Genomic DNA, 17366 nt, shown 5'->3' with positions numbered 1-17366 from the left:
GTCGAGGCGCTGGTCATAGGTCTTGAGGCGGAAATTCGAGGAACTGCGACGAGGTGAAGGCGAGCGGGATGACGAGCAGCGTCGGCAGCACCAGAAAAGCGATGACGAGCCAGCAGAAGCCGGGCAGCAGCCCGGCGCAGACGCGCTTGCCGAGCAGGGTTTGCGCCAGCCTGGCGAGATGGCCCGACAGGGTGGCGACGGCCGAGAGGATCGCAAGGCCGAGGTCGCGGATACGACCGGTGCTGACCTGGGCCGAACCGCCGGCGATGGTCGAGAGCCCGAAGAGCCGATCGTAGATCAGGCAGGAGACCAGGGCTGCCACCAGCATCATCGCCGACAATGCCCCGGCGAAGGACCAGTTCAGCAGCTCCTGCACCTGCGTGATGATGAGCTGCGCGAGCATCGTCTCCTGCCGCCCGCCGAGGAAGGCCGGCACGATGAAGAAGCCGAGCGAGGAAATGAAGACGAGCAGGCCGGCCGCGGCCACGCCCGGCAGCGAGAGCTTGAAATAGACCAGCCAGAAGGCGCGCGCCGGCGCGGCCCCGAGCGTCTGCGCCGCCTGGACGAGGCGCCGGTCGATTCCGGCCATCACCGGGAGCATGGTCATCACCGCCAGCGGCACCATGGCGTGCACCATGCCGACCATGACGCCGAACTGGTTGTGCAGCAGGGGCAAGGGCTCGTCGACGATGCCGGAGCCGGTCACCAGCGAATTGATGATGCCGTTGCGCCCGAGCACGATCATCCAGGCGAAGGTCTTGACGAGATAGCTCGTCCAGAACGGCACCATGACGAAGAGCAGCATGCGGCCGCGAAACATGTTCGGCAGGCGCGCGATCCAGTAGGCGAGCGGGTATCCGATCAGCAGCGACCACAGCGCCGTCCAGCCGGCGATGCGGAAGGTGATGCCGAGCACGCGCAGATAGACATCCGTCGCGGCGATCCGCTGATAGGCGCCGGCCGAGAARGCCCCGCTCTCCGGATCGACGATGCTCAGGCCGAGCAGTTGCGCAACCGGATAGACGAAGAACACGGCCAGGAACAACAGGCCGGGTACCGCCAGCCAGAGCGCACTGAGGCGCAGCCTGGCCGGGCGCGCGGGCGCGCTGCTGAGGGTCACCGCACTCATGCGACCAGTACCGCCTTGTCGCGCGCCCAGCCGGCGACGATCCTCTCGTCGATCCCGGGCACCACGTCGTCTGGCCCCAGGCGCAGCACGAGCGGGCTGCCGTCGTCGAGCGCGGCGATGACGCGGGTCTCGGAGCCCGCATAGACCACCTCGCGGACGCAGCCGTTCACGGCGTTGCCGTCCTGGGCGCCGAGATGCAGGTTTTCCGGGCGGATGACGAGGGCGGCGTCCTGGCTCTGGCAGCGCGCGCCGCTCGGCAGGGCGAAGCGCCCATGCACCGTCTCGATCGTGCCATTGCCGTCCCAGCGGCCGCGGAAGATGTTGGAGATGCCGATGAAATCGGCCGCGAATGCCGTGCGCGGGCGCTCATAGATGTCGCGCGGCGTGCCGAGCTGCTCGATCTTCGCATGGTTCATCAGGCAGATGCGATCGGACATCGCGAGCGCCTCTTCCTGATCATGCGTGACATAGACGATCGTGGCGCCGCTCTCGCGGTGCAGCCGCTTGATCTCGATCTGCATATGCTCGCGCAGCTTCTTGTCGAGTGCGCCGAGCGGTTCGTCCATCAGGATGATCGAGGGTTGGTAGACGAAGCAGCGCGCCAGCGCGACGCGCTGCTGCTGGCCGCCGGACAGTTCGCGCGGGAACCGCCCGGCGAGATGGCCGAGATGCACCATGTCCAGCGTCGCCGCGACACGGCTTGCGACCTCTGCGCTCGCGCATCCCCGCATCTTCAGCGGAAAGGCGATGTTCTCGGCCACGGTCAGGTGCGGGAACAGCGCATAATGCTGGAAGACGAGCCCGATATCGCGCTGGTGAACCGGCGTGGCCGACTGGTCGCGGCCGTCGATCACGACCCGGCCCTCGCTCGCCTCGACCAGCCCGCAGATGAGCTGCAGCAGCGTGGTCTTGCCGGAGCCCGAAGGCCCCAGCAAGGTGAGGAACTCGCCCTCGGCGACGCTGAGCGAACTCGGCTCGAGGGCGGTGGTCGCGCCGTAGCGCTTGCACAGGCCCTCGACGACGAGCTTGGCCGTCTTCGGTTGGGTCGCGGTCATGCCGGCGCTCGTCGCCATCGGATCAGGCCAGGAGCCAGGAGTTGAAGCGTTCGGTGACCTTGGAACGATTGGCGCTCCACCAATCCTCGTTGGCGATGGCCATCAGCTTCAGATTCTCCGGCGAGGTCGGCAGGACCTTGGCGCGCTCGGCGGGAATCGTCTGATAGGCGTCGAGATTGGTCGGGCCGTAGGCGAGAACCTCGGTGAAGACGGCCTGCGCCTTGGGGTCCGAGCAGAAGCGGATGAACTGGCGGGCGACATCGGCCTTGGGTCCGCCCTTCGGCAGGCCCCAGCCCTCGATCGAATAGAGCCCCTGGTTCCAGACGATCTTGGCGGGCGTGCCGCCGTCGATCGCGGCCTGCAGGCGCGCGTTCCAGCCCGGCAGCATGTCGACCTCGCCGCTTTGCAGCAGCTGTGTCGACTGCGCGCCGCCTGTCCACCAGACCGCGACATGCGGCTTGATCTTGTCGAGCATCTTGAAGGCGCGATCGATATCGAGCGGGTAGAGCTTGTCGAGCGGCACACCGTCGGCAAGCAGCGCCTGTTCGATCGTATCGATCGGGTTCTTGCGCAGGGCGCGGCGGCCCGGGAACTTCTCGACATTGAAGAAATCGGCCCAACTCGCCGGGGCGTTCTTCACCCGGTYGGTGCGGTAGGCGAAGATCGTCGAATAGACATCCGTACCCATGAACTCGGGCGAGATCGCTTCCGGCATCAGCCTGGGCACATCGGCATGCGCGAAGCCGATCGGATCGAGCAAGCCCTGCGCCTTCAGGATATCGCGCGCCGAGAGCGTCAGCGTGCAGACATCCCAGGTGTAGGACTTGGTCTCGACCATCGCCTTGAACTGGGCGGTGGGCTCCGCCTCGCGGGCGACGTTGACGACCTTGTTGCCGGTCGCCTTCTCGAAGGGGTCGTAGAAGGCCTTGCGGAAAGCCGGCCCGAACGGCCCACCGGGATCGGCGACCGTGATCTGCGTGGCGGCACGCGCCGTGCCGGTGAGATAAGGTGCCGCAAGCGCGCCCGCGGCCGCGCCGCCCGCCAGTTGCAGCAGGGTGCGCCGCGTCGGCTTCGTCATCGTGTTCGTCATCTTCATCTCCCCTTTTCAGCGGTTTTCCGCATGTCCCCGTGGGTGATCAGCTCGTCAGGCGCGCCGTCCCGTCAGGCGCGTCGTTTCCTCAGGCGCTTTTGCGCGCAGCCCGGATCGCCAGGAACTGCTCCATCATCCGGGCCGGCTCGCCCGTGCCGTAGGCCTCGCGCTGGTTGCGGATGCCGGCAACCAGGCACTCGCGGAAGCTCTCCTCGGTGACTTCGCGGAAGCGGGCCTTGTTGAGGCGCATGGCGACGGGCGGCTTGCCGGCCAGCTCCTGCGCCAGCGCAAGGGTCGCCTCCATCACCTTGTCCTTCGCCACGATCCGGTTGATCAGGCCGATCCGGAAGCATTCGTCGGCATCCATCATCCGCCCGGTCAGGGTCAGGTCGATGGTGCGGGCGATCCCGATCATCTCGCGCATGATCCAGGGGCCGGTCACCGAGGCGATGCCGGAGTTGATCTCCGGCTGGCCCATCGTGACGCCGGCATGGCCGATGCGCAGATCGCAGAGCAGCGCGACCTGGAAGGCCGAACCCGCCGCCACGCCGTTCAGCGCCGCAACGAGCGGCTTCGAGAGCGAGCGGATCCGGTCGTAGAGCCGCTCCCACTCGCCCATCCACAATTCCGCGCGGTCGGGATCGAAGGTCTTGGTCTCGTTGAGATCCTGGCCGGCCCCGAAGGCGCGGTCGCCGGCGCCGGTGAGGATGATGGCGCGCACTGCCTCGTTCGCTTCGAGCTCGTCGAGCCCCTCGACGAGGCGCGACCGCATCGGCGCGTTCCAGGCGTTGAGTATCTCCGGGCGATTGAGGGTCAGGATGCCGACGGCGCCACGCAGTTCGACCAGAACAGAGTCCTTCATACCGCTCTCCGATGAATGTTTATTGTTATGCGATAACTTCTATTGAATAATCTGCGCGAAAGGCTCACCTTGTCAAGGCCGTTGGCCACGGCCATTGATTGAGCCAGGAGAACAGCCCCCGATGACGATGCCGGAAGCGACACAGAACGGCCGCAGGAAAGCGGCGGCACCAGCCGATCAGGCCGGGCGCAAGGACGATGCGCTGATGGTCAACTCGGTCGAGAAGGCCTTCCGGGTGCTGTCCGCCTTCGGCCGCCAGCACCAGACGCTCAACCTGTCACAGGTCGCCTCAGAGACGGGGATGGATGTCAGCGCCGCGCAGCGCTTCACCCACACGCTGACCAGGCTCGGCTATCTCCGCAAGGATGCGCAGACAAAGCGCTTCGAGCTGACCGCGAAGACGCTCGATCTCGGCTATCATTTCGTGCGCAGCAGCCGTCTTCTCGACCGGGCGATGCCCTATCTCATGCATCTGAGCAAGGAGACGGAGGAGACGGTCAATCTCACCGTGCGCGAGGGAACCGAGATCATCTTCGTCTCGCGCTTTCTCAGTCGCCATGTGCTGAACACCGACGTCATCATCGGCACGCGGATGCCGGCCTATTGCACCGCGCCGGGCATCGCCATGCTCTCGCGCCTGCCGGAGGACGAGGCGATGGCGATCATCGACGCCTCCGACCTCCAGGCCCACACGCCCTCGACGACCTGGCAGCGCGATGCCCTGCAAGCGAAGCTGCGCCAGGCGGCGGCGCAGGGCTACGCCACCGCCTTCGAGGAGGTCTATCTCGGCGACGCCTCGATCGCCGCGGTGATCGTCGATCATCACGGCCGTCCGGAGGCCGCCGTGAACATCGCCACCTCGACCTCGCGCTATAGCCATGCGGAGGTCGTCTCCCGGTTTTCCTCCCTGGTCATCGCCACCGCGCACGCGATCTCGCGCGTCTGAACCGCAAGCACGAGGCGCTTGACGGTCGACGCGTGTTTTATCAATATTCGAAAACTATTATCGCATTGAAATAACTCCTGGACCCCGCATGGACGCTCCGAAGGCCCAGTTCCGCCGCGTGGCAGCCCGTACCGGGCCCCCCGCGACGCTCAGCTTCGACGGCACGACCATCCGGGCGACGAGTGGCGACAGCGTCCTCGCCGCGCTGCTGGCGAACGGCGCGCTGCTCCGCCGGCTGGAATTCGGCGGCGAGCCGCGGGCCGGCTTCTGCCTGATGGGGGCCTGCCAGGATTGCTGGGTCTGGAGCGCTGAAGGCGGCAGGCTCAGGGCCTGCACCACAAAGGTCGCCGACGGCATGGTGCTGTTTGCCGAACCGCAGCCTGTGGCTGGCGCCCATGGCTGACATCGTCATCATCGGCGCTGGCCCGGCCGGCATCAGCGCAGCCGAGGTGCTTTGCGCACAGGGGCTGCGGCCCATCCTGATCGACGAGGGCGCGCGGGCGGGCGGGCAAGGCTATCGCCGGCCGGCCGATGATCTCGCGCTCGACATGACCAGGCTGATGGGTTCGGAGGCCGGGAAATACGTTGCGTTGCATCGCCGCTTCGCGGCCTTGCGCCCGAAGATCGATTACCGCCCGCGGACGCTGGTCTGGGCCATCGACGGCAACCAGCTGCATCTGCTGTGCGACGAGCGGGCCGAGACGCTCGCTTTCGACAGGCTGCTGATCGCCAGCGGCGCGATGGACCGGGTGGCGCCCCTGCCCGGCTGGACCCTGCCCGGCGTGTTCACGCTCGGCGGCGCCCAGGTCGCGCTGAAGGATCAGGGCTGCCTGATCGGAAGCCGCGTCGCCTTCCTCGGCTCGTCGCCCCTGCTGGCGCTGGCGGCGAAGCAGTATCGCGACATGGGCGCGCAGATCGCCGTGATCGCCGATACGACGCCCTTCGCCGCCAAGGCCGCCACGATGCCGGCCCTGCTGCGAGCGCCCCGGACGCTGCTGCGGGGCATCTGGTACATGGGCGCGTCCCTCCGCGCCGGCACCGAGATGCTGCACGGCGTGACGCCGATCGCCATCGAGGGCGCGGACCGCGTCGAGGCTCTGGTGCTGGCCGATGCGCGTGGCCGCGAACGCCGCTTCGCCTGCGATGCCGTCGCGCTCGGCTACGGCCTGAAGCCCGAGACGCAACTGGCCGACCTGGCGCGGGCCGAGTTCGCCTATGACCCGGATTTCCGGCTGCACCTGCCCAGGATCGACAGCCTGGGCCGGGCGAGGCCGGGCCTCTACCTCGCCGGAGACGGGGTGCGGATCGGCGGCGCCGACGCGGCGGAAGCGAGCGGCGCGCTCGCCGCCCACGCGATTCTCGCTGATCTCGGCCATCCGCAGGATAGCGAGGCGGTGCGGCGGCTGGCACGGCAGGTCGAGCGCCTGCGTGCTTTCCAGCGCGGGCTGGCGCGCGCCTTCGCCTGGCCGGCGGCGCAGATCGCCGTCCTGCCGGATTCCGTGACGCTGTGCCGCTGCGAGAACGTGACGGTCGGCGAGGTGCGCGCGGCGATGGAGAAGGAGCTCGGGCCGATCGAGGTCAACCGGGTCAAGGCGATGACGCGCTGTGGAATGGGCCGCTGCCAGGGCCGGGTCTGCGGCCCTGCCCTGCAAGAGATCGTGGCGGCGAAGAGCGGGCAGGATGGCGCTTGCGCCGGGCGGCTGCGCGGCCAGGCCCCGGTCAAGCCGATTGCGCTCGCGGCAGCCGGGGATGCGGCATGAGCGAGCGCACGAGCGATGTCGCGATCGTCGGCGGCGGGCTGATCGGCGCCTGGACCGCCTTCTTCCTGGCGCGGCGCGGGCACAGCGTGACCGTGATCGAGAAAGGCCTGGTCGGCGCCCAGTCGAGCGGCGCCAACTTCGGAAACCTGCGGCTTCAGGGCCGCTTTCCCGGGCAGTACCCGCTGTCCCTGCGCTCCCAGGCCCTCTGGGAGGATTTCGATGCCCTGATCGGCGAGGAGTGCGAGTTCGRGCAAACCGGCCATCTCTATCTCGCCTATGACGAGGCGGAGCAGGCCAAGCTCGAGGGCTATGCCGGGGTCTCGGAATCCTACGGGCTGGCGATCGAGCGGGTCGGACCTGCCGAGCTCCGGCGGCGCTGGCCCTGGCTCGGCGAACGGGCCGTCGCCGCCACGTTTTCGGCACGCGACGCCACGGCCAATCCCAGGATCGCGACGCCGGCCGTGGCGCGGGCCGCGGCCAGGCTCGGCGCCGTCATCCGCGAGAACACCCGCGTCACCGCCGTGGATCGCGCGGGCGACGGCTTCGCGCTGACGCTCGCCGATGGCGCGCGGCTGAGCTGCGGCGCGCTCGTCAACTGCGCCGGCGCCTGGGCGCTCGACATCGCGGAGCGGTTCGGCGAGACCGCGCCGGTCTTTCCGGCCGGCCCGCCGCAATTCGTGACGGAGCCCTTCCCCTACGCGATCGGGCCGTCCGTCCAGGCGATCGACGGGTCGGTGATCTTCCGGCAGATCCCGCGCGGCAACATCATCCTGGCCGGCTATCCGCGCACGGCGGCCGATCCGGAGGCGAACCGGGCCCCCGTCCCTCCCGCCAAGACGCTGGCGGCGATGCGGGCGCTGGCGCGGGTCGCGCCGATGCTCGCGCATTGCCATGTCATCCGCGTCTGGTCCGGCATCGAGGCCTATCTGCCCGACATGATCCCGGTGATCGGGCCAAGCGAGACGACCGCCGGGCTGTTCCATGCCTTCGGCTTCTGCGGCCACGGCTTCCAGATCGGCCCCGGCGTCGGATTATGCCTCAGCGAGATGATCGTGGACGGCGCGACGCAGACGCCGCTGGAGCCCTTCTCGATCGGGCGCTTCCGCCAGGCAGCCACCGTCAGCGAGAAATTCCGCAAGGAGTTCGACTGACGCCCTCAAGGCGCACTGCCGATCCTGCGGAAGCCCGCCAACGGCCAGCACGGGCTGGCGGTTTTCCGGGATCATGGGCATGACCGGGATCGGCCGGGAGCTGCCCATCGCGGCCGCCGCGCGGCCGAGATCGCCGGGGATCTTGCCAGTCGATGTTCCCTCGGATCTTGCCCTTGTATCCAAGCGACAGGGACAGGCGCGGTTCCGTCGCGGCACGGATGATCGCCTTCGTCGCCTCGCTCGCCCGCCCCCTGGGAGAGCCATCGGAGCCTCTATTCGTCGGGGCGCAGCTATGTTGCGGCTCTGGTAGCGGGTCTTGCGCGAGCGTGCGCGCAGCGCCTTGCGGCGCCACGCGAAGCCACGCGTCTCTCAGATCGCCGGTCGAAAAACAGCGAGCAGGATGGGGCTCGCCGCCGAAGACGTGCCGCTGCGATGCGTTAAAGGATCGGCCCGAAAAGTGGATTGCGGTTTTCGGGGCAAAGCCGATGCTAACACAAAGGGTTAGATCATCGGGCCGGATACGATGTCCGGTCCGATGAGCTAGCGAGCGAAAACCCGGTGTGGCATGGCCTGCGCGAGGCCCATGGCGCGCTGCAGATGGTCCTTCACATGCACTTCGGCCAGTGCGGCGTCGCCGGCGAGGATGGCGCGCGCGATGGCGCGATGTTCGGCCAGGGAAGCGGCAATGTTCTCGGCCTTCAGCGTTCCCGCCAGCTGATACATCAGGACAGGGAGCCGAAGCTGCCGCGTCAGCTTGAGCAATTGCTCGTTGCCGCTCGCCGCGACGACCGCATCATGAAACTGATGGTTTTCGTCGATATATTCAGCGCCCGGAGGGCGTGGGTGCTCGTCCCAGATCGCCTCGATCTCCCGCTCGAACCGCGCTTTCGTCACCGGATCGGCCATTGCTTCCGCAGCCAGCCGGGCAGCGAGGGTCTCCAGGCCGAGCCTGATCTGGAACAGCTCCTTCATCTCGCGCAACGTCAGGCGGCGCACGAGGGCGCCGCGATGCGGCACGATCTCGAGAATGCCCTCCGCGGAGAGGCGTCGAAAGGCCTCGCGTAGCGGCCCCCTGCTGACCCGCAGATCGCGCGTCAGGTCGGCTTCGATCAGGCGTTGGCCCGGCGCATAGCGCCCCTGGAGCACACCGGCGCGCAAATGATCAAGGACGTATTCGACGGTTCCGCCGCGCGCCGGGCCTTCGGCGTTCTCGGGCTCCGGCAGAGCGCTGGCGAGGTGGGTGTCGAGTGTCGTCATGACGATCTGCCTACCAGCAGGAAACCCGGTTGACAACGTTTCGACCTGCAATATTGTCCTACAAACTTAAAAGACAAAACAAGCCGAAAGCGGCGAAGAGGAAACGCCTGTCCCCCATCCGGGACTGATCGCACGGCTCTCGCCGCTGCGCGGCTTTCGCTTCGCCTCGTGCTGGCTGCGGCAGGAGGAGCGACATGTTGATTGGCAAGGCCGGCCCGGCCATCACGGGCATCTGTACGTCCACTCCGGACCGGATCGAGATCCGGGGCAAGGACTTCGCCAGCGAGATCATGGGCCATTATGGCTTCACCGATTTCTTCTTCTTCCTGGTGACCGGCGAAAAGCCGTCGGAGCAGCAGCGCTATTTCCTCGATCTTCTCCTCGTCGCGATCGCCGAGCATGGGCTGACCCCGACGGCGCAGGCCGCCCGCATGACGCTGGCCGCAGCGCCCGACAGCCTGCAATGCGCCGTTGCCGCCGGAATTCTCGGCTGCGGCACGGTGGTTCTCGGCACAGCCGAGCTGTGCGCCAAGGTGCTCGCCGAAGCCGCTGCCCGGGTCGATGCCGGCGAGGATCCCGATGCCGTCGTCAACGACATCGCCGCCAGGACACGGCGCGAGGGCGGCAAGATGCCGGGCTTCGGCCACCCGATCCATCATCCCGTCGATCCGCGAACCGAGCGGATCTTCGCTCTGGTCGAGGAACGCGGCATTGCCGGTCGCCATCTCGACCTGCTGAAGCGTATGCGCGGCGCTGTCGCCACGGCATGGGGCCGCCAGATGCCGCTCAACGTCTCCGGTCCGATCGCTGCCGTGCTGATGGACCTCGATTTCCCGCACACCATGATCAAGGCCGTGCCGATCCTGGCCCGCACCGCGGGACTTCTCGGGCATCTCGCCGAGGAACAGAAGCGACCGATCGGCTTCATTCTCGCGCATCACGCCGAGGAAGCGATCGCCTACGACCCCACGATGTAAGCGAAGGACCGGGACATGCTCCAAGAGCCCGATATCGAGACACTTCCCTGGCCCGAGCAGCGCGCGCTTGACGACCGCCTCTATCGCGAACAGGTCGGCTATCTCTTCGAACGCTCGCGCTTCTTTCGCGACAAGCTGCAGGCGAACGGCTTCGCGAAGCCTGAATCGGTCGGCGGGCTCGACGACATCGAAGCCCTGCCCCTGACCGAGAAGGATGAATTGCGGCAGAGCCGCAGCGAGGCCCATCCGATCGGGACGCATCTCGCAGCCCCCCTGGAGGAGGTGGTGCGCATCTTCTCCACCAGCGGCACGACCGGGATTCCGAGCTATATTCCGCTGACCGCGGGCGATCTGGAAAACTGGGTCCGAACCTCCGCCCGCAGCTACGGCGCGAGCGGCCTGAACAAGGGCGAGCGCGTCATCTCGACCTATAATGCCGGGCCGTTCGTCGCCGGCGCCGCACTCGATTCCTTCCCCCGCCTCGGCCTCTGCCACATCCCGGTCGGGACCGGAAATACCGAGCGACTGCTCGCCGCCGTGAAACTGCTCAAGCCGCAGATTCTCGCCTGCACCCCGTCCTATGCGCTGCATCTCGCCGAGATCGGCGAGGCGCGCGGGCTCGACCTGCCCAATAGCAGCATCAGGCGGATCATGGTGGCCGGCGAACCCGGCGGCGGCGAGCCGGCCATGCGCGAGAAGCTCGAACAGGCCTGGAATGCCAAGGTCACCGAGGCGATGGGGATCGGCGATATTTCCGTCTCGCTCTGGGGCGAGTGCGAGCAGCAGCAGGGCATGCACTTTTCCGGCCGCGGCTTCGTGCATTTCGAGCTGATCGATCCCGAGACCGGCAAGCAGGTTCCGCAGACCGACGGCGCGACCGGCGAACTCGTCTACACCCATCTCAGGCATCGCGGCGCGCCGCTGCTGCGCTTTCGCAGCCGCGACCATGTCGTCCTGCGCACGGGGGCCTGTTCCTGCGGCCGCACGTCGCCGCGGGTGCGCTGCATCGGCCGGACCGACGACATGCTGATCGTCCGCGGCGTGAACGTGTTTCCCTCGGCGATCCGCGAGGTCGTCAACCGGTTCGCGCCCGCCGTCACCGGCGTGGTCTCGGTCCGCCCCTCCGCGAAGGGCGTCAAGCAGGCACCGCCGCTCAAGGTCGTCGTCGAGCTTGCCGAAGGCGAGACCGCCTCGGATGGTCTGCGCGAGAAGATCGAGAGCGATATCCGCGCCACGCTGGTCGTGACCACCACCGTGCACCTCGCCCCGGCCGGCACGCTGCCGCGCAGCGAGTACAAGTCGCGACTGCTCGATTTCTCCGAAGCGTCGACGGRGACGGTCGATGACTGAGGCGCTCTGCGTGGAGGACAGACGGACATGACCGCGTCGATCGTCCAGGCGGTTCTGCTGTCGCTCTGCGTGGCCGGCCTCTACGCGGCCGTGGCGGCCGGGCTGACGCTCACGGTCGGCGTGACGCGCATCATCAATTTCGCGCATGGCGAATTCGTCATGCTCGGCGCCTTCCTGACCTATTGGCTCTATACCGGCTACGGCCTGTCGCCCTGGCTGGGCATGCTGGCCTCGGGCGTCGCGCTCGGCCTGTTTTCCATCCTGGTCTATCGCGGCTTCCTGGCCCGCGTGCTGAAGCAGGACGAGCACAATCAGCTCCTGGCGACGCTTGGCCTGTCCATCCTGATCCTCAATATCGCGATCATCCTGTGGTCGCCGGATGCGCGGGTGATGCAGGCGCCGGCGCTGCTGCCGTCGCTCCAGTTCGCAGGCGTGACCATTCCCGGCAACAATATCGTCGTCGCGCTGGTCGGCCTGCTGCTCTTCCTGGTCATGCTCGGCATCAAGAACCACACCCGCTACGGCACGCAGATGCGCTTCGCCAGCGACGACCCCGTGCTCGCCATGCATGCTGGCATCAATGTCGACCGCGTCTTCGAGCTGTCATTCGCGATCGGCGGTGCGGCCGCCGGCATCTCCGGCGGGCTCGTCGCGCTCGTGCTTTACGTTCAGCCGACGGTCGGCGTCGACCTCGTCATCCGCGCCTTCGCGATCATCGCGCTCGGCGGCCTCGGCAATATCCCCGGCGCGCTGATCGGGGCGGCCATCCTCGCCCTGATCGAAGGCCTGATCAGCACCTTCGTATCGGGAGGCGGCAGTTGGGGCTTCGGCGTCTCCTTCCTGGTTCTGCTGCTCGTCCTCCTGGTGCGCCCGAGCGGCCTGTTCGGCAAGCAGGTGCAGGCATGAGTTCCGGTCTTCCCGCACGGCTCGCCCTCTATGCGGCGATTGCGGCGCCACTCCTGCTGATCGCGGCCGCGGATCGGCCCTTTCTGGTTCAGGTCGCGATCGGCACGGCGATCTCGGCCATCCTCGCATTGGCCTGGGATATCCTGTCCCGCACCGGCCAGGTCTCGCTCGGCCACGCCGCCTTCTTCGGCATCGGTGGCTATGGCTCGGCCTTGCTGACGCCCGTGCTCGGCCCCGTGCTCGGCTGGACCGTTGGCATCCTGCTCTGCGGCGTGGTCGCCTTGCTGCTGGGCGCAGTGACGTTGCGCCTGCGGCGGCTCTATTTCACCATCGCGACCCTGTCCTTCAGCCTGTCGATCCATGTCGTGATCTTGGTCACGCCGGGGCTGACGGGCGGCTCGACCGGCATCATGCCGCCGGTCATCGCGGGTGGATCGCCGCCGCTGCAGCTCCTGTTCATCACCGGCTGCCTGGTCGCGGCCGCCATCGTCAGCGACATTTTCCTCGGCAGGCGCTTTCGTCCGGCCTTCTTCATGATCAGGAACAATCCCGATCTCGCGGCTGCCTCGGGTGTGCCTGTCACGCGGCTGAAAATCCTGGCCTTCGTCGTCTCCGGGATGGTCGCGGGCCTCGCCGGTGCCTGCTATTGCGGCCTCTACGGATACGTCATTCCCGACGATGTCTTCACCACCAACTGGAACGTCCTGCCGCTCGCCGTGACCATCCTCGGCGGCATGGACACGACGCTCGGCCCGCTGGTCGGCGCCGTGGTGCTGCGTCTGCTCGARGAGGTCGCGCGTCATGTCGTCGGCGGCGTCGGCTATCAGGTCGTCTATGGCGCCGTCATCATCCTGTTCATCGTCGGCATGCCGGAGGGGCTGGTGGGCTTCGTCCGGCACCGGCTGCGGCGGCGTCGGCCCAGGTCAGGGCAGGCGCAGACCAAGCCGAGGCTCGCATCATGACAGCGATCAGCGTCGAGACATGCACCGTCGCCTTTGGCGGCCTCAAGGCGATCGACGAGGTGACGCTGGACGTGCCCGGCCAGGCGATCACGGCGCTGATCGGGCCGAACGGGTCGGGCAAGAGCACTTTCGTCAACATGGTCTCCGGGCAGATCCCGCCGCGCACAGGCAAGATCAGCCTCGGCGGCGAGCCGATCAACGGGCTGCGTCCCGACCTGATCGTCCATCGCGGCTTGGCGCGGACCTATCAGGTTCCGCGCGTACCGAAGGAACTGACCATCGAGGAGGTGATCTCGGTCCCGCTGACCTATGCGCGTTCCGGCCGCGCCCTGCCCGGCGGCGCGCGCAGCGCCGGCGATCTCGCCCGCTATTGCGGCCTGCGTCCCGCGGTCGGCACGCGCTGCGGCCAGCTCTCGGTCTCGGATCTGCGAAGGCTGGAGATCGCCCGTGCCCTCGCCTGCCGCCCCACGGTTCTCCTGCTCGACGAGGCCATGGCCGGGCTGAGCCTGGAGGATACCGACCAGGTGATCGGCCTGGTTCGCGAGATCCATGCCTCTGGCGTCACGGTCGTGGTGATCGAGCACGTCATGCGCATCATCGCGCGTCTGTGCGGCCATGCCATCGTCCTCAATCAGGGCCGGCTGCTCGCACAGGGCAAGCCCCAGGACGTGCTGCAGGATGCCAGTGTCCGGGAAGCCTATCTGGGCAAGGGGTTCTCGCTGTGAACCGGTTCGAAGTCTCCATCGAGAAGGCGGGTTACGGTGAGCTCGTCGTCCTGCCCGGCCTGTCGCTCGCGGTCTCGGGCGGCGAGCTCCTGGTCCTGCTCGGTCCCAACGGGGCCGGCAAGACGACCGCGCTGCGCGCGCTCATCGGCACGGTCGAGACGGGGCGGCGCAGCCTCAGGCTTGACGGCCAGGATCTTTCCGGGCTGTCGCCCTGGCAACTCGCGCGCGCCCGCGTCGCCTTCGTTCCCGACGGCGCACGCTGCTTCGCCAATGCCACGGTCGAGGAAAACCTGCGCGGCGCCTTCGAGGCCCTCTCGCCGCGAGCGGCCGCTGGCAAGCGCGAGCGTCTCTTCGAGACCATCTTCGCGCTCTTTCCCATCCTGCGCGAGCGCGCCGGGCAACTCGCCGGTTCGATGAGCGGCGGGCAGCGCCAGATGCTGGCGATCGGGCGCGCGCTGATGATCGAGCCCCGCGTGCTGGTGCTGGACGAGCCCTCGGCCGGGCTGGCGCCCAAGCTGGTCGAGGAATTGTTCGAGGCGCTCGGGCGCGTCAAGGCGGCGAGTGGCTGCGCCATGGTGATGGCGGAGCAGAACTTCGCCGCCGCCATGAGCGTCGCAGATACGTGCCTCGTGCTCGACGAGGGGCAGGTCGCCCTGACCGGGACGATGCAGGACATGGCCGGCAACGAGAAACTCAGGATCGCCTATCTCGGATTTTAGCCTGAGAACCCAAGCGAAGACCTGCCGTCTGCGAGCAGGCGAATTCAGGGAGGAAAGCACGATGTGGACCAAGTTGAGAGGCCTCGTGGCGGGCGCAATGCTCGCAGGGACGGCAATCGCCGCGCCCGCACTCGCACAACAGGCGCCGATCAAGATCGGCGTGCCGCTGCCRCTGACCGGTGCGCTCGCCGGTGGCGGCACCCAGATCCTCTGGGGCATTCAATACGCCGCCGACGAGATCAACGAGGCGGGCGGGCTGTTCGGCCGCAAGATCGAGCTCGTCATCGAGGATACCAAGGGCGAGCCCAATACCTCGGCCAGCATCGCGGCGAAGCTCGCGACGCAGGACAAGGTCGACGCCTTCGTCGGCGGCTTCGGCAGCACCTCGGATTTTGCGCTGCTCAGCGCCGTGCAGCGCTACGAGCCGATCTTCATCCATCCAGGCTCGTCCTCCGTCCGGCTGGAGGAGACCTTCGGCAAGAACGATTGGTACCACCACGTCTACATCTGGGACTATCATCGCCAGAAGGCTGCGGTGAACTTCTTCAAGAGCATTCCGGGCGTAAAGACGCTGGCCATCGCCTATGAGGACAAGCTCTACGGCACCGACGGCGCCAAGTTCACCCAGCAATACGCCAAGGAAGCCGGGCTGGAGGTGGTGATGAACGAGCCCTTCCGTGCTGGGACGCCGGATTTCTCGCCGATCCTCAACCGGGCCAAGGGCCTCAACCCAGACATCCTCTTCCTGATCGGCTATTCCGGGGACAATCTCCAGATCGCCCGGCAGGCCTTGCAGCTCGGCATCAAGCCGAAGCTGCTCGTCACTCRGGGCGCCGGCGAGAAGCGCTCCGATTTCGGCCCAGCCGGCGACAATGTCGTCGTCGTCGATCTCTGGTCGGCCAAGCAGACGACGCCGGGCCTGGCAGAATGGGTCAAGAAAGCCGAGGCGAAGCGTGGCGGCGAAGTCGTGTCGAGCGCGGTGCAGGGCTACGTCGCCATGCAGACCTTGCGCGATGCAGCCAAGRCGGCCGGTTCCTGGGACCGGGCCAAGATCCTGGCCAATCTCGACTCCACGACCTTCGACACGCCCTATGGCAAGGTCGCCTACACGGCCTCGGAGATGGGGGGCAAGCACCAGCTCATCACCGACGCGAGCATGATCGCCGTGCAATACAAGCCCGACGGGGGCCAGGAGGTCGTCTGGCCGGCCGAGAAGGCCGCGGCCAAGATCACCTACCCCGCGCAATAGGGCCCGGCGCAAGAAGAGCCCAGCCAATGCCATCGTCCCGGCCGCCGTCGCGGGCGGCCGGCCACGCGTCAGCAGGAATCACCCATGCCCGAGACATTTTCCGAACGCCTGAGCCGGCCCGGGCTGATCGTCGCGCCGGGCGTCTATGACCTGGTTTCGGCCAAGCTCGCCGACCAGGCCGAATTCGACGCGCTCTACATGACAGGCTTCGGCGTCGTCGCCTCCCATCTCGGCTATCCCGATGCCGGTCTGGCGACCTATACCGACATGGTCGGGCGCGTCCGCCAGATCGCCGAAGGCACCGCGACGCCGCTCATAGCCGATGGCGACACCGGCTATGGCGGCCTGCTCAATGTCGACCATACCGTTCGCGGCTACGAGGCGAGCGGCGCCCAGGCGATCCAGCTCGAAGACCAGGAATTCCCCAAGAAATGCGGCCATACACCGAGCCGCCGGGTGATTCCGCTCGTGGATGCCGTCCGCAAGATCAAGGTCGCGGCCGATGCACGCTCGTCGCCCGCGTTCAAGATCATCGCCCGGACCGATGCCCGCACGGCGCTCGGCCTGGACGAGGCGCTGCGCCGGGGAGAGGCCTTCCTGAAGGCCGGCGCCGATATCCTGTTCATCGAATCGCCCGAAAGCGTCGAGGAAATGGAGCAGATCGGCAGGACCTTCGACGCCCCGCTGGTGGCAAACATGGTCGAGGGTGGCCGCACGCCGATCCTGAGCCGCGCGGAGTTGGAGGGGCTCGGATACAGGATCGCGATCTACCCGGTTGCCGGACTGCTCGCCGCCGCGAGCACGCTGCAGGCGGTTTTCGCGCATCTCAAGTCGACCGGCTCGACGCGAAATTGGGATGGCCAGCTCTACCCGTTCACTGAATTCGTCCACATGATCGGCTTCGAGCGCGTCTGGGCGTTCGAACGAGCGCACGCAGAAGACGGGGAGAGCTGACGTCAGAGATCGAAGCCACCGATCGCTCGCCATCTTTGCGTGCCGGATACGCCAGAACCTGACCTTGGCTCAGCGATGTCAGCTATGGGCCCCGTGCCCTCGTGCATCGTTCTCTCCTGCCCCCGCGTCCGCGACGCGTCCCGGCGCTCGATCTGGACGGAGAGGCTGAAGTCAAGCGCGCCGGAGCAGCGGCCACTCAGGGTGATCCTCGTTTCCCCCTGGTCGTGGCTGAAGCTGCAGGTGAGGGATTGGCTGAACCCGGGGCGTTGATCCT

General features: G+C 67.4%; 17 protein-coding genes. 12 read left to right on the top strand and 5 right to left on the bottom strand.

What is annotated here, in order from left to right:
• Positions 1 to 13: 13 nt before the first annotated feature.
• The 4 genes from AC1D34_RS19235 to AC1D34_RS19220 all read right to left on the bottom strand — a co-directional run bounded on the left by AC1D34_RS19235 (position 14) and on the right by AC1D34_RS19220 (position 4136).
• Entirely contained in the window at positions 14 to 1129 is a 1116-nt protein-coding gene (locus tag AC1D34_RS19235) for an ABC transporter permease (protein ID WP_476825043.1), read from the bottom strand.
• Complete coding sequence (locus AC1D34_RS19230; RefSeq protein WP_441508714.1) at positions 1126 to 2184, bottom strand: ABC transporter ATP-binding protein; 1059 nt, start codon at positions 2182 to 2184, stop codon at positions 1126 to 1128. The genes AC1D34_RS19235 and AC1D34_RS19230 overlap by 4 nt, the downstream gene beginning before the upstream one ends.
• 22 nt (positions 2185 to 2206) lie before the next feature.
• On the bottom strand, positions 2207 to 3274 hold the full coding sequence (locus AC1D34_RS19225) for an ABC transporter substrate-binding protein (protein ID WP_476825042.1): 1068 nt from the start codon (positions 3272 to 3274) through the stop codon (positions 2207 to 2209).
• Between the two features lie 88 nt (positions 3275 to 3362).
• Complete coding sequence (locus AC1D34_RS19220) at positions 3363 to 4136, bottom strand: enoyl-CoA hydratase/isomerase family protein (protein WP_113518948.1); 774 nt, start codon at positions 4134 to 4136, stop codon at positions 3363 to 3365.
• A gap of 121 nt (positions 4137 to 4257) precedes the next feature.
• Between AC1D34_RS19220 and AC1D34_RS19215 the strand changes: the two genes are divergently transcribed.
• The 4 genes from AC1D34_RS19215 (at position 4258) to AC1D34_RS19200 (ending at position 7993) form a co-directional block, all read left to right on the top strand.
• Positions 4258 to 5082 carry an IclR family transcriptional regulator gene (locus AC1D34_RS19215; protein WP_441492782.1) on the top strand — a complete coding sequence of 275 codons (825 nt, stop codon included), beginning with the start codon at positions 4258 to 4260 and terminating at the stop codon, positions 5080 to 5082.
• 88 nt (positions 5083 to 5170) lie between these two features.
• Positions 5171 to 5485: a (2Fe-2S)-binding protein gene (locus AC1D34_RS19210; protein WP_441492781.1), complete on the top strand. Its 315-nt coding sequence runs from the start codon at positions 5171 to 5173 to the stop codon at positions 5483 to 5485.
• Entirely contained in the window at positions 5478 to 6842 is a 1365-nt protein-coding gene (locus tag AC1D34_RS19205) for an FAD/NAD(P)-dependent oxidoreductase (protein WP_476825041.1), read from the top strand. Before AC1D34_RS19210 ends, AC1D34_RS19205 begins: the two co-directional genes overlap by 8 nt.
• Positions 6839 to 7993 carry an NAD(P)/FAD-dependent oxidoreductase gene (locus tag AC1D34_RS19200; RefSeq protein WP_476825040.1) on the top strand — a complete coding sequence of 385 codons (1155 nt, stop codon included), beginning with the start codon at positions 6839 to 6841 and terminating at the stop codon, positions 7991 to 7993. Before AC1D34_RS19205 ends, AC1D34_RS19200 begins: the two co-directional genes overlap by 4 nt.
• 540 nt (positions 7994 to 8533) lie before the next feature.
• Here the strand turns inward: AC1D34_RS19200 and AC1D34_RS19195 are convergent.
• Positions 8534 to 9250, bottom strand: a complete 717-nt coding sequence (locus AC1D34_RS19195) for a GntR family transcriptional regulator (protein ID WP_441492778.1) — start codon at positions 9248 to 9250, stop codon at positions 8534 to 8536.
• Between the two features lie 194 nt (positions 9251 to 9444).
• Here AC1D34_RS19195 and AC1D34_RS19190 point away from each other — a divergent pair, with 194 nt between their 5' ends.
• The 8 genes from AC1D34_RS19190 (at position 9445) to AC1D34_RS19155 (ending at position 17092) form a co-directional block, all read left to right on the top strand.
• Positions 9445 to 10227 carry a citryl-CoA lyase gene (locus tag AC1D34_RS19190; RefSeq protein ID WP_441492777.1) on the top strand — a complete coding sequence of 261 codons (783 nt, stop codon included), beginning with the start codon at positions 9445 to 9447 and terminating at the stop codon, positions 10225 to 10227.
• Positions 10228 to 10242: 15 nt separating this feature from the next.
• Positions 10243 to 11577, top strand: coding sequence for a phenylacetate--CoA ligase family protein (locus AC1D34_RS19185; protein WP_476825039.1), 1335 nt, complete (start codon positions 10243 to 10245; stop codon positions 11575 to 11577).
• Positions 11578 to 11604: 27 nt separating this feature from the next.
• Positions 11605 to 12483, top strand: coding sequence for a branched-chain amino acid ABC transporter permease (locus tag AC1D34_RS19180; RefSeq protein ID WP_441492775.1), 879 nt, complete (start codon positions 11605 to 11607; stop codon positions 12481 to 12483).
• Positions 12480 to 13445, top strand: coding sequence for a branched-chain amino acid ABC transporter permease (locus tag AC1D34_RS19175; RefSeq protein ID WP_441492774.1), 966 nt, complete (start codon positions 12480 to 12482; stop codon positions 13443 to 13445). The genes AC1D34_RS19180 and AC1D34_RS19175 overlap by 4 nt, the downstream gene beginning before the upstream one ends.
• A complete protein-coding gene (locus AC1D34_RS19170) occupies positions 13442 to 14170 on the top strand; it encodes an ABC transporter ATP-binding protein (protein ID WP_441492773.1) in 729 nt (242 codons plus the stop codon). The genes AC1D34_RS19175 and AC1D34_RS19170 overlap by 4 nt, the downstream gene beginning before the upstream one ends.
• Entirely contained in the window at positions 14167 to 14889 is a 723-nt protein-coding gene (locus AC1D34_RS19165) for an ABC transporter ATP-binding protein (protein WP_441492772.1), read from the top strand. Before AC1D34_RS19170 ends, AC1D34_RS19165 begins: the two co-directional genes overlap by 4 nt.
• Before the next feature lie 61 nt (positions 14890 to 14950).
• Positions 14951 to 16138 carry an ABC transporter substrate-binding protein gene (locus tag AC1D34_RS19160; protein ID WP_476825038.1) on the top strand — a complete coding sequence of 396 codons (1188 nt, stop codon included), beginning with the start codon at positions 14951 to 14953 and terminating at the stop codon, positions 16136 to 16138.
• 84 nt (positions 16139 to 16222) lie between these two features.
• Positions 16223 to 17092 (top strand): isocitrate lyase/PEP mutase family protein, encoded by an 870-nt coding sequence (locus AC1D34_RS19155; RefSeq protein ID WP_476825037.1) that lies wholly within the window; start codon positions 16223 to 16225, stop codon positions 17090 to 17092.
• The last annotated feature ends 274 nt before the right edge of the window (positions 17093 to 17366 follow it).

The sequence above is a fragment of the Allobosea sp. P1_A7 genome, from assembly GCF_056406775.1.
The sequence above is the reverse complement of the archived record's forward strand: the minus strand, read 5'-3'. Positions and strand labels throughout refer to the sequence as shown.

What these genes read in the sequence shown, in the direction of transcription:
- AC1D34_RS19230 (WP_441508714.1), bottom strand. Translation starts at nt 2,184, where the DNA reads ATGACCGCGACCCAACCGAAGACGGCCAAGCTCGTCGTCGAGGGCCTG.
- AC1D34_RS19180 (WP_441492775.1), top strand. Translation starts at nt 11,605, where the DNA reads ATGACCGCGTCGATCGTCCAGGCGGTTCTGCTGTCGCTCTGCGTGGCC.
- AC1D34_RS19195 (WP_441492778.1), bottom strand. Translation starts at nt 9,250, where the DNA reads ATGACGACACTCGACACCCACCTCGCCAGCGCTCTGCCGGAGCCCGAG.
- AC1D34_RS19210 (WP_441492781.1), top strand. Translation starts at nt 5,171, where the DNA reads ATGGACGCTCCGAAGGCCCAGTTCCGCCGCGTGGCAGCCCGTACCGGG.
- AC1D34_RS19170 (WP_441492773.1), top strand. Translation starts at nt 13,442, where the DNA reads ATGACAGCGATCAGCGTCGAGACATGCACCGTCGCCTTTGGCGGCCTC.
- AC1D34_RS19155 (WP_476825037.1), top strand. Translation starts at nt 16,223, where the DNA reads ATGCCCGAGACATTTTCCGAACGCCTGAGCCGGCCCGGGCTGATCGTC.
- AC1D34_RS19205 (WP_476825041.1), top strand. Translation starts at nt 5,478, where the DNA reads ATGGCTGACATCGTCATCATCGGCGCTGGCCCGGCCGGCATCAGCGCA.
- AC1D34_RS19215 (WP_441492782.1), top strand. Translation starts at nt 4,258, where the DNA reads ATGACGATGCCGGAAGCGACACAGAACGGCCGCAGGAAAGCGGCGGCA.
- AC1D34_RS19220 (WP_113518948.1), bottom strand. Translation starts at nt 4,136, where the DNA reads ATGAAGGACTCTGTTCTGGTCGAACTGCGTGGCGCCGTCGGCATCCTG.
- AC1D34_RS19190 (WP_441492777.1), top strand. Translation starts at nt 9,445, where the DNA reads ATGTTGATTGGCAAGGCCGGCCCGGCCATCACGGGCATCTGTACGTCC.